8 protein-coding genes are annotated in these 11937 nt (G+C 64.5%); 3 read left to right on the top strand and 5 right to left on the bottom strand.

Annotated features, from left to right (window positions below; translation table 11 throughout):
• The first annotated feature begins 185 nt into the window (after nucleotides 1-185).
• The 3 genes from FG13_RS15405 (at nucleotide 186) to FG13_RS15395 (ending at nucleotide 3501) form a co-directional block, all read left to right on the top strand.
• Nucleotides 186-659 (top strand): hypothetical protein, encoded by a 474-nt coding sequence (locus tag FG13_RS15405; protein WP_035822228.1) that lies wholly within the window; start codon nucleotides 186-188, stop codon nucleotides 657-659.
• Nucleotides 660-824: 165 nt separating this feature from the next.
• Nucleotides 825-3140, top strand: coding sequence for a M43 family zinc metalloprotease (locus FG13_RS29520; RefSeq protein WP_200880285.1), 2316 nt, complete (start codon nucleotides 825-827; stop codon nucleotides 3138-3140).
• Between the two features lie 13 nt (nucleotides 3141-3153).
• Entirely contained in the window at nucleotides 3154-3501 is a 348-nt protein-coding gene (locus FG13_RS15395) for a hypothetical protein (RefSeq protein ID WP_035822226.1), read from the top strand.
• Here the strand turns inward: FG13_RS15395 and FG13_RS15390 are convergent.
• The 5 genes from FG13_RS15390 to FG13_RS15370 form a co-directional block, all read right to left on the bottom strand.
• Nucleotides 3498-3686, bottom strand: coding sequence for a helix-turn-helix domain-containing protein (locus FG13_RS15390; protein WP_035822224.1), 189 nt, complete (start codon nucleotides 3684-3686; stop codon nucleotides 3498-3500). The two genes, FG13_RS15395 and FG13_RS15390, sit on opposite strands and share 4 nt — an antisense overlap.
• A gap of 189 nt (nucleotides 3687-3875) precedes the next feature.
• Nucleotides 3876-6230, bottom strand: a complete 2355-nt coding sequence (parC, locus tag FG13_RS15385) for a DNA topoisomerase IV subunit A (RefSeq protein ID WP_035822222.1) — start codon at nucleotides 6228-6230, stop codon at nucleotides 3876-3878.
• 48 nt (nucleotides 6231-6278) lie between these two features.
• Nucleotides 6279-8084 (bottom strand): J domain-containing protein, encoded by a 1806-nt coding sequence (locus FG13_RS15380; protein ID WP_152598777.1) that lies wholly within the window; start codon nucleotides 8082-8084, stop codon nucleotides 6279-6281.
• 12 nt (nucleotides 8085-8096) lie between these two features.
• Nucleotides 8097-9806: a molecular chaperone HscC gene (locus tag FG13_RS15375; protein WP_035822217.1), complete on the bottom strand. Its 1710-nt coding sequence runs from the start codon at nucleotides 9804-9806 to the stop codon at nucleotides 8097-8099.
• A complete protein-coding gene (locus FG13_RS15370; RefSeq protein ID WP_035822215.1) occupies nucleotides 9806-11803 on the bottom strand; it encodes a DNA topoisomerase IV subunit B in 1998 nt (665 codons plus the stop codon). The genes FG13_RS15375 and FG13_RS15370 overlap by 1 nt, the downstream gene beginning before the upstream one ends.
• Between the last annotated feature and the right edge of the window lie 134 nt (nucleotides 11804-11937).

Genomic DNA, 11937 nt, shown 5'->3' with positions numbered 1-11937 from the left:
GAAGTTTGCCGAAATGCATATATTTCCCGTTGAGTGCGCTAACGCACTGTGTGGTTTGCCCGTTATCTTTACTATGAAGTCATGCCATTGCGCTACATCAAGAAACAGCGCGATGCCTGGCAAATTTTGAACATTTTGCCCGCCTTTAGTAAGAATAAAATTAAACCATATTGAAAGGTCTCATCATGAACAAATTACTCGCCACCCTGATCGCTACCCTGTTTGCCACCGCTGCCATCGCGCAAACGCCAGTTACCCCAGCCGTTGCCAGCGCCCAGGCGTCTGCGCAGCATGACATCAACAAGGCTGCCAACAAGGAAGCCAAAATCGATGCCAAGGCTGACGCCAACGTCGCCAAGGCTGAAATGAAGGCTGACGAAAAGAAAGCCGACGCCCAGCACAAGGCCAACAAAACCAAGGCCAAGGCCCACGACAAAGTAGTCGATGCCGATCCGGAAGACAAGATGAAGGCACAAGCCAAGGCTGACAAGGCCGCCGCCAAGGCCGATGCGAAAGCGGGCAAAACCGCCGTGAAAGCGGACGCCAAGGTCGCCAAGGAAAAAGTGGAAGCGAACGCCGATAAAGCCATCGCCGCCACCAAGACGGAAGAAGTCAAGGCCAAGGCAGACGCTGAAGTCAAGGCCGCCGCCGCCAAGTAATTCCCTGTTTGCGGGCCACGGCCTGCAAGCCCAAAAGACAGCTTCGGCTGTCTTTTTTTTTCGTCCAGCACTTTTCCTTGCTTGCGCTTGCCAGTCTTGATCTGGCGCAAATGCTCCGCTTTTCGCCGTGCCATAGTGAACTGGCAAACAGACGAAGGAGACATCATGAGCACCGCTAAAACGAAAAAATCACCGGCCACCGGGTCGGCGGAAGGCGCGCCAGCCATGTCCGCCACGCAGTCCATGCCGGTCGAGGGCGACATGCAGGCTGGCGCCGATGCGGCGGGCGGCGACGCCATGCCGGGGCTGCGCCTGGGCGTGTCATATGCCGACCAGGCGGCGCTCACCCAGGGGGCGTCCGCTGCGGATGCCTACGCCATGCCGGGCGGCGGCATGCAGCAGGCGCCGCAGGGCATGGCGGGCGCCAGTTGCATGCAGGTCGGCGGTGGCGGCATGGGCGGCGATGGTGGCGATAGCGGAGGCAATGGCGGTGATGGGGGGCAGGGCGGCGGCACGCCGCAGACGCGCACCTGCGCCACGATGGACGTGCATCGGCGCCTGCTGACCGAAGACCCATCGTATGCGAACGTGCGCGCCGATATCGAAAACCTGGCCGGATTGTACGAGGGCGACGCCAGCATTGCGGGGCGTGCCGGCGTGACGCACATCCCGGTGGTCGTGCACGTGGTGTGGAATACGGCCGCGCAGAATATTTCGGATGCGCAGATCGCCAGCCAGATCGATGTGCTGAACCGTGATTTCCGCCGCGTCAACCCGGACGTCAACAGCACGCCGGCGCCATTCCTGCCGCTGACGGCCGATGCGCGCGTGGAGTTCGCGCTGGCCACGACCGATCCGCATGGTGCGGCCACCAGCGGCATCGAGCGGCGCCAGACGACGGTGGCCTCGTTTGGCGCGGACGATGCCGTCAAGTCGCAGGCGACGGGCGGCATGGATGCCTGGCCGGCCGACAGCTACCTGAATATCTGGGTTTGCCAGCTCGGCGGCGGCTTGCTCGGCTATGCGCAGTTTCCCGGCGGTCCGGCCGCGACCGACGGCGTGGTGATCCTGCAATCGGCCTTTGGCACGACGGGCACGGCGGCGCCGCCGTTCCACCTGGGGCGCACGGCCACGCATGAAATCGGCCACTGGCTGAATCTGAACCATATCTGGGGCGACGACGGCACCGGTTGCTCGGGCACGGACAACGTGGCCGACACGCCGAACCAGGGCGGGCCGAACACGGGCCAGCCCTCGTTTCCCCAGGTGTCGTGCAATAACGGGCCGAATGGCGACATGTTCATGAACTACATGGATTACGTCGACGATCCCGCCATGTTCATGTTCACGGCCGGCCAGGTGGCGCGCATGCAGGCTTGCCTCGATGGCCCGCGCGCCAGCATCGGCACGGGAGGGACGGGCGCAGGCGCCACGCCGCGCCAGAGTTCTTCACCCGTCGTCGCCTGGGGCGCGAACCGCCTCGACGTCTTCGTGGTGGGCACGGATCGCGCGCTGTACCACAAGGCCTGGAACGGCACGGCCTGGGCGCCGTCCGTCACCGGCTATGAAGGACAGGGCGGCATTTGTACCAGTGCGCCGCAGGTGGTGTCGTGGGCGTCGAACCGGCTCGACGTATTCGTCACGGGCACCGACAGCGGTTTGTTCCACAAATGGTGGAACGGCACGGCCTGGGGACCGTCGCTGACTGGCTATGAAGCGATGGGCGGCTTGTGCGTGGGCGACCCGCGTGCCGTGGCCTGGGGACCGAACCGCCTCGACGTGTTTGTCGTCGGCACGGACCGCGGCCTGTATCACAAGTGGTGGAACGGGTCCGCCTGGGGACCATCCTTGACGGGGTACGAAGCCATGGGCGGCGTCTGCCTGGGCCAGCCGGAAGCCGTGGCGTGGGGGCCGAACCGCCTCGATGTCTTCGTCGTCGGCACGGACCGGGCCCTGTACCACAAGTGGTGGAACGGCACGGCCTGGGGACCGTCGCTGACGGGCTACGAGCGCCTGGGCGGCATCTGCACCTCGTCGCCGAAAGCCGTGGCGTGGGGACCGAACCGCCTCGACGTTTTCGTCACGGGTACCGACGGCGCCCTGTATCACAAATGGTGGGATGGCGCGCAATGGGGGCCTTCCAACGATGGTTTCGAGCGCCTGGGCGGCGTTTGCGTGGGCGAGGTGGAAGCCGTGTCGTGGGGACCGAACCGGCTCGACCTGTTCGTCATCGGCACGGACAGCGCCCTGTACCACAAGGCCTGGAATGGATCCGCCTGGTCTCCCTCCGTGACGGGTTTTGACAACCTGGGCGGCGTGTGCACCTCGCGGCCGCGCGCCACGGCCTGGGCGCCGAACCGCCTCGACGTGTTTGTCACGGGCACGAACGGCGCCCTGTTCCACAAGGCGTGGAACGGCGCGGCCTGGTCGCCGTCCGTGAGCGGTTATGAAAGCCTGGGCGGCGTGGTATCGTGTTTCTGAGGGAGGAATCGCCATGCACGGCATGACAACGCCACTGCCCAGCGGCAGCTGGACGCACTCGTTCGAGGAGGATGCGGACGGTATCGAGGTGTACCGGCCCACGGCCACGTTTGCCTTTCCGCCCAGCCGCAAGGGGCGCAAGGTGCTGGAGTTCGGCGCGCCAGCCGGCGCCATGGCGCAAGGGGCGGCAACCTTGACGTCCATGGCGCCCGGCCCCGACGACCGACCCCGCGCCGGCCCCGTGACCCGGCTGGTGCCCCTGGGCATGGGCCGCTATGCGCTCGGTGATGGCGCAGGCGCGCAGGACGTGATCGACATCGTCGAAGCGACACCCGACGTGCTGCGCCTGGCGCGGCGCTAAGGCTGGCCGCGCAGCTTGTGCGCGAGCGCCGTGCGGTTGCCCACGCCCAGTTTCTGGTAAATCGCATGCAGCTGGTTGCGCACGGTGGCTGGCGACTTGCCCAGTTCCCTGGCGATGCTTTTATACGGCAATCCTTCGGCCGCCATGGCCGCCACCAGCCGCTCGGCCGGGGTCAAACGCTGCATGGCAGCCTGCCTGAAACCTTGTTTCTCATCCTTGTTCTCCTGTCAGTTGGCGGCATGCCGGTGGCATGCCTGCAGGGATAACGGGGACGCGGCGCGTATCTGCAAAACTATCTGTAAAACGATGTTGTCCATTGCGCCAGGCGAAAAAAAAGACAGGCGAACCTGTCTTTTCGTGTGGCGCGATGCCGGTCAGCCGATGGCCGCCATCGACACCGGTTTCAGCTTGGCCGCCAGCGCCTTGCCCTTTTTCGCGCGCTTGCCGAAATGCTCGGCCAGGGCCGTGGCGCCCAGCGACGCATCCTGCGGTTTCGAGGCCCGGCCGATGCCCGAGACCACCACGCCGCGCTGCGTGATCGGCTGCACGGCCAGCAGCTTGTCTTTCGCATCGAGGTCGATCAGCTTGACGCCGGTGCCGCCCTTGGACAGGGTTTTCATTTCATCGAGGCCGAACACCAGCAGGCGCGCGCCTTCCGTCAGGCAGGCCAGGGCGCTGGCCGCCTCGGGGATGACTTTCGGTTCGAGCGGCAGGTCGCCGTCGTCCAGGGTGATGAAGGCCTTGCCGCCTTTCAAGCGGCTCGTCATGTCGCCCGCCTTGGCGATGAAGCCGTAGCCTGCGCTCGACGCCAGCAGCAAATTGGTGGCGCCATTGCCCGCGAAGTAGTGCAGGATGCGCACGGCGTTGCCGGGCGTGCCGCCGCTCAGGTCGCACAAGGTCGTGATCGGCACACCGTCGCCGCGTGCATTGGGCAGCGCGGAGACGGGAACCGAGTAAATCTTGCCGTTGTTGCCAAAGCCCAGCAGGGTGTCGACCGTGCGGCACTCGAAGGCGCCATGCAGGCTGTCGCCCGCCTTGAACGTGAACTGCGCCGCATCATGGCCGATGCCGGTGCGCGCGCGCACCCAGCCTTTTTCCGAAATGATGACGGTGACCGGTTCATCGACCACCTTTTGTTCCGCCACGGCTTTCTGCGCTTCCTCGATCAGGGTGCGGCGCGCGTCGCCGAACTGCTTGGCGTCCGTTTCGATTTCGCGGATGACGGCGCGCTTCATCGAGCCCGGGTTGTCGAGCAGGTCTTGCAAGGACTTTTCTTCCTTGCGCAGCTCGGCCAGCTCCTGCTGGATCTTGATCGTTTCCAGGCGCGCCAGCTGACGCAAGCGGATTTCCAGGATGTCGTCGGCCTGGCGTTCGGACAGTTTGAACGCTTCGATCAGGGCCGCCTTCGGCTCATCCGAATTGCGGATGATCTGGATCACCTTGTCGATATTGAGCAGGATCGCTTCGCGCCCTTCCAGGATATGGATGCGGTCCTTGACCTTGCCCAGTTTGTAGCCGGTGCGGCGCGTGACGGTTTCGAAGCGGAAATCGATCCACTCGCGCAGGATGTCGCCCAGCCCTTTTTGGCGCGGACGGCCATCGCCACCGATCATCACCAGGTTGATCGAGGTCGACGATTCCAGCGACGTATGCGCCAGCAGCATCAGCATGAATTCCGTCTGGTCCTGGTTCTTCGACTTCGGCTCGAACACGAGGCGCACGGGGGCGGCGCGGCCCGATTCGTCGCGGATGGTGTCGAGCGAATTGAGGATCAGCGCCTTCAGGGCCACCTGGTCCGGCGACAACGCCTTCTTGCCCAGCTTGATCTTCGGATTCGTCAGTTCCTCGATTTCTTCCAGTACCTTTTGCGACGAGGTGCCCGGCGGCAGTTCCGTCACGACGGCTTGCCACTGGCCGCGCGCCAGCTCTTCGATTTTCCAGCGCGCGCGCACCTTCATGCTGCCACGGCCGCTCGCGTACATGTCCTGGATTTGCGAGGGCGGCGTGATGATCTGGCCGCCGCCGGGGAAGTCGGGGCCGGGAATGATGGCCATCAGCTCGGCATGCGTCATCTTCGGATCGCGGATCATGGCGACGGCCGCCTTGGCCACTTCGGCCAGGTTGTGCGACGGGATTTCCGTCGCCAGGCCCACGGCGATGCCGGAGGCGCCGTTCAGCAGCACCATCGGCAGGCGCGCCGGCAGCAGCTTCGGTTCTTCGGTCGAACCGTCGTAGTTGGGCTGGAAGTCCACCGTGCCCATGCCGATTTCATCCATCAGCAGCTTGGCGATCGGCGTCAGACGCGCTTCCGTATAACGCATGGCCGCCGCGCCATCGCCGTCGCGCGAGCCGAAGTTGCCCTGGCCGTCGATCAGCGGGTAGCGCAAGGAAAAATCCTGCGCCATGCGCACCAGCGCGTCGTACACGGACTGGTCGCCGTGCGGATGCAATTTACCGAGCACGTCGCCGACCACGGCCGCCGATTTGCGGGGCTTCGCCGTGGAGTTCAGGCCCAGCTCATTCATCGCATACAGGATGCGGCGCTGCACCGGCTTCTGTCCATCGCACACGTCGGGCAGGGCGCGGCCCTTGACGACGGAGATGGCGTAATCGAGATAGGCGCGCTCGGCAAAGGTGGACAGGGTCAGCGCTTCGCCGTCGAATACCGGTTCATCCGGCTCGATCGGCTCAGGCTGGGCATCGTCAAATAAATTGGTTTGTGTGGACATGGCGCTTGTTTCGGTGTTAAGTGGTTGCGGTTGAATTCGTGGGGCTGATTATGACAGCCCGGGTTTTGTGACAGATGTGCGGTACGACAGATAGATATAGCGCAGGGTCAGATACAGCACGGCCAGGGCCAGCTCGACGCTGTGATGCATCATCGGCATGGCGCGGATGGCCGGGGCGTGGCCGGCCAGCACGACACTGGCGAGTGACGGCACCAGCACCACCGGCCAGATCGTCTTCCATTTGAAATCGGTGGGGGAAAACAGCAAGCCGGCGCACGACCAGGCATACAGCGCGGCGCCGACCAAGGCGGCCGGCAGCTGCTGCACATACAGTAGCGACAGCAAGCCCGCGCAGCCGATCAGCCATGCCGCGCGCAGGCGGGGCAAGAGCGCCTCGGGGAAGCCGCAATCGCCATACAGGCCGGTGGCGCAGCGCAGGGCCAGCGCCGCCAGGCAAAATATCAATGGCATGGCCTCGCCGATGGCCAGCGCCGACGGGCCTTTGCCGCTCATGAACATGGCCGCGAACAGCGACAGGCCCAGACACAGGAGCAGCAGCATGCCATGCAGCAGCTGGCGGTTCATCGCATACGCGAGCAGGGCCGACGCGCACAAGCCGGCCGCGGTGACGAGGCGCATGCTGTCGCTGCGCTCGGGCAGGAACAGCAGCAGTGCCAGCACGAGGTAGGGCGCGATCCAGCCCAGTTGCCGCAAGCCGGGCCGCTGCCACAGCACGGGCAGGCGGTCCTGTAGCGCTTCTTGCAGCGCTTCCAGGCGCGCGAACAGCGGCGTTGGCCAGCGCAAGGCATGCATGGCCAGCAGGGAAAAGGCCAGCGCCTGGAAGCCCAGCAGGCTGGCATAGGCGGCCGTGTCAGCGAGCTTGAAGCCGGCAGCATCGAGCACGCCCGCGAGCATAAAGTGCAGCACGAAACCGAGGCCGCCCGAGGCCAGCGCCGTTTGCTTGAAGTAGCGCTTGGCATGGACGGCCTGTTCCCATTGCTCGAACAAATCCGTATCGAGCTTCCAGGCCAGCATCTCGGCGTGCTGCCAGCGTATCGCGTGCAGCAGCTCGCGCAACTGCAGCGTGAATTTTTGGTCGAACAACTGGCGCGCGTAGGCGCTTGGCGATTGCTGCGACATAATGCAATCGAGTCCAGGGTAGCTGTCGCGGTTGTCGCTGAAATGGGCGAACGAGCGGTCGGCCCGGTAGCGCTGCACGGCAGCGCGCACCAGGTCCCCATGGCTGCGCGCCAGGTAGGAAAAATCGCGGTCCCAGCCCAGCTGCTCGAACAGGGCCTGGCGCAGCGACAGGTCATAGCCGGCGCTGGCGCAGTAGCGCAGCGCGCACAGGTCGAATTCCTCGCGCACGTCGAGGTTCAGCATGGCGTCGTCCTGCAGGATGCCGGCCAGTACCTCGCCGGCATCGGCGTGCCGCGAATGATCGAGGAATGCCTGCCACAGGCTGGCCGCTTCCTGCGCCGGATCGATGGCGACCACGCCCCACAATTCGGATGGCGGTGCGGGTTCCTGGGCAATGAAGCCCCACAGTTCCGCAGGCGGTTCCTGCGGTTCCTGCGCTTCCCGCGCGGGTTCGTCGATGACGCCCCACAGTTCGGCGGCTTCCATGACCGGCGTTTCTACCGCTGCCGCTTGCGGTTCCGGGAATTCCTCGGCAAACAGGTGCGCATGGCGCAGCGCGTACTCATACGCTTCGCGCAGCTCCTGGAAGGCGGCCGGATCGTCTTCGGGACGCGTCACCTTCAGGCGCTTCGCATACGCGCGCTTGAGGGCGCGCTCGTCGCCCGTCGGCTCCGTGCCCAGGATTGCCCACAGGCTGCGCTGTCCGTTGTCCATGCCGCCGTCCATCTACAGGAAGCTCTCGCTCTCGACCTGGCGCAGCACGTCATCCAATGCCTGGCGCGCCTTGCGGATGGTGTTCGGGTCCTGCGTTTCCAGCGCGGCCTGGAAATTGGCCGTGTGCGCCGCCAGGTACTGGCGCACGTCGCCCAGCGACTGTTCGTACAGGCGGTCGGCGCGCGTGACCAGGGTACGGTTTTCCATCTGCTCGCGCGGGTGGATCTTCAGGTCGGCCAGTTCCGCAAAACGCTGCTCGATCTGTTCCGGCGTCATCACGCCCGCGTTGTCGCTGATGATCATCTTGTGGCGTTCCTGCGTGGCCAGCACCGTCACTTCCGCTTCCAGCACGCCGCTGACGTCATAGGTGAAGCGCACGTCGATGCCGATCTCGCCCGCCTTTTTCGCGGGGATCGGGAAGCTGATCTTGCCAAGGAAAACATTGTCGGCCACCAGGCGCGACTCGCCCTGGAAGATCGCCACGTTGATTTCCTTCTGGTTGTCGTGGATGGTGGTGATGTTTTCCGTGCGCGAGACGGGCACCACGGAGTTGCGCTCGATGATGGGCAGGTAATGCCCGCCTTCATACTGGTTCACGCCGACCTGGCGCGAAATCGAAATGCCGAGTGAATACGGCGCCACGTCCGTCATGACCACTTCGTCGAGGGCCGCGTCGCGCATTTTCAGGCCTGCCTGCACGGCGGCGCCCAGCGCCACGGCTTCGTCCGGATCCAGGTGGATGGCAGGGAAGCGGCCGAACATGCGCGAGACGAGTTTGCGCACCAGCGGCATGCGCGTGGCGCCGCCGGCCAGCACCACTTCATTCAATTCCGCGGCGCGGATGGTGGCGTCGCGCAGCGCCCGTTCCACGGGCAGGCGCAAGCGGGCCAGCAGGGGCTCGCACAGCTGCGCCAGTTTGTCTTCGCCGATTTCCCAGCTGTATTCCTTGTCCTGGTAGCGCGTGGCCATGCGCGCGGACGGCTGGTCTGACAGCAGGCGCTTGACGCGCTCGGCTTCATCGCGCAGCAGTTGTTGCTGGCGCGGGTCGAGCAGGCGGCTGCCGACGGCGTCGCGCAAGCCGCTGCCTTCCATGAAAGCGTCGACCAGCACGGTGACGAAGTCTTCGCCGCCCAGAAAATTGTCGCCGGCCGAGGCGCGCACTTCCATCACGCCTTCGAACAGTTCCAGGATCGACACGTCGAAGGTGCCGCCGCCCAGGTCGAAGACGAGAAATTTGCTTTCCTGTTCCTTGTCGCGGATGCCGTAGGCCAGCGCGGCGGCCGTCGGCTCGTTCAGCAGGCGCTCGACGCGCAAGCCCGCCAGCTGGCCGGCGATGCGCGTGGCCTTGCGCTGCGCATCGCTGAAATACGCGGGCACGGTGATGATGGCTTCCTCGACCTTGTGGCCGAGGAAGGCTTCGGCATCTTCCTTCAGCGCGCGCAGCACCATCGACGACAGTTCTTCCGGACGGAATTGCTGCGTGCCGAGGGTGATCTTCTTTTCACTGCCCATGTAGCGCTTGAAGACGGCCGCCGTCAGCTGCGGGTGCGTCTGCAGGCGCTCGCGCGCGGCGCGGCCCACCAGCACGGTGCCGTCGTCATCGATGCTCACGCACGACGGCGTCAGGTGCTCGCCGAGCGCATTCGGGATGATGGAAGCCTTGCCGTCGCGCCAGATGGCGACCAGGCTGTTGGTGGTGCCCAGGTCGATGCCGATGATCATCAGATATCTGCCTCCGCCTCATTGCCGTGTTCTTCGATCCAGGCGCGGCGCCCGGCCGCTTCGCCCTTGCCCATCAACATATTGAAGCGCGAGGCCGAGGCCATGTGGTCGACTTCACCCAAGGTCACGGGCAGCAAACGGCGCGTGTCCGGGTTCATCGTCGTTTCCCACAGCTGCTCGGCGTTCATTTCGCCCAGGCCCTTGAAGCGCGAGATCGACCAGGCGCCCTGTTTCACGCCTTCCTTGCGCAGCTTGTCTTCGATGGCGACCAGTTCGCCGTCGTCGAGCGCATAGATCTTCTGCATCGGCTTCTTGCCGCGCGCTGGCGCGTCCACGCGGTACAAAGGCGGGCGGGCGATGCAGATGTGGCCCTTGTTGATCAGGACGGGGAAGTGCTTGAAGAATAGGGTCAGCAGCAGTACCTGGATGTGTGAGCCGTCCACGTCCGCGTCGGACAGGATGCAGATCTTGCCGTAGCGCAGGCCGGACAGGTCGGGCGAGTCGCCCACGCTGTGCGGATCGACGCCGATGGCGACCGCAATATCGTGGATTTCGTTATTGGCGAACAGGCGGTCGCGGTCCGTTTCCCACGAATTCAAGACCTTGCCGCGCAGGGGCAGGATCGCCTGGAATTCCTTGTCGCGGCCCATCTTGGCCGAACCGCCCGCCGAGTCGCCCTCGACGAGGAACAGTTCATTGCGCGCGATGTCCGACGATTCGCAGTCGGTCAGCTTGCCGGGAAGGACGGCGACGCCCGAGGATTTTTTCTTTTCCACTTTTTGCAGCGAGCGCTGGCGCGACTGCGCCTGCTTGATCACGAGATCGGCCAGCTTCTTGCCGTAATCGACGTGCTGGTTCAGCCACAGTTCCAGCGGCGGCTTGGTGAAGGTCGAGACGAGGCGCACGGCGTCGCGCGAATTCAGGCGCTCCTTGATCTGGCCCTGGAATTGCGGGTCCAGCACCTTGGCCGACAACACGAACGAGGCGCGCGCAAATACGTCTTCCGGCAGCAGCTTCACGCCTTTCGGCAGCAGCGAGTGCATTTCGACGAAGTTTTTCACGGCGCCGAACAGGCCGTCGCGCAAGCCCGATTCGTGCGTGCCGCCATTCGAGGTGGGGATCAGGTTGACGTACGATTCGCGCACGATGGCGCCTTCTTCCGTCCATGCCACCACCCAGGCCGCGCCTTCGCCTTCGGCAAAGCCTTCCGAATCCGGGCCCGCGTACTGCGCGCCTTCGAACAGGGGAATCAGGGTTTCGCCATTCGATACCTGCGCCAGCGTTTCAGTCAGGTAGCCGCGCAAGCCTTCCGCGTACTGCCATGTTTGCGTGTCGCCCGTTTTCGCGTTGGTGAGCGTGACGGTGACGCCTGGCAGCAGCACGGCTTTCGAGCGCAGCAGGCGTTGCAGCTCCGTTTGCGAGATGTTCGGCGAATCAAAGTATTTCGCATCGGGCCAGGCGGTGACGCGCGTACCGGATTTTTTGCCGTCGCGCGGGGCGGGGCGGGAAGTCAAGGGCTCGATCACGTCGCCATTCGCGAACACCATGTGGTGCAGGCCGTTGCCGTCGCTTTCCTTGCGCCAGACGGTGATTTCCAGGCGCGTCGACAGCGCATTGGTGACGGATACGCCGACGCCGTGCAAGCCGCCCGAGAACGCGTAGGCGCCGCCCGAACCCTTGTCGAACTTGCCGCCCGCGTGCAACCGCGTAAACACGATTTCCACCGTCGGCACGCCTTCTTCCGGGTGCAGGCCGACGGGAATGCCGCGGCCATTGTCTTCGACGGTGATGCTGCCGTCCGTGTTTTGCGTGACGGCGATATGCGTGCAATGACCGCCCAGCGCCTCGTCGGAGGCATTGTCGATCACTTCCTGAATGATGTGCAGCGGATTTTCAGTGCGGGTGTACATCCCCGGGCGCTGCTTGACGGGTTCCAGTCCTTTCAGGACACGGATGGATGATTCGCTGTAGTCGGATGCTGGTTTTTTAGTGGCCATACGTGTTCAAGCTAAGTAAAGACAGTGGTTGGAACGCCAGACCAGGGCACTGCGGGCGCAATGACAGCGGCGGCGATAACTGTATGAATATACAGTATATCCCGTCCAGCGTCACTGGGGGAGGGCAGTGCGGC

Origin of the sequence: Janthinobacterium sp. RA13 (assembly GCF_000745325.1) — a bacterium.
Taxonomy (GTDB): Bacteria; Pseudomonadota; Gammaproteobacteria; order Burkholderiales; family Burkholderiaceae_D; genus Janthinobacterium; species Janthinobacterium rivuli.
The sequence above is the reverse complement of the archived record's forward strand: the minus strand, read 5'-3'. Positions and strand labels throughout refer to the sequence as shown.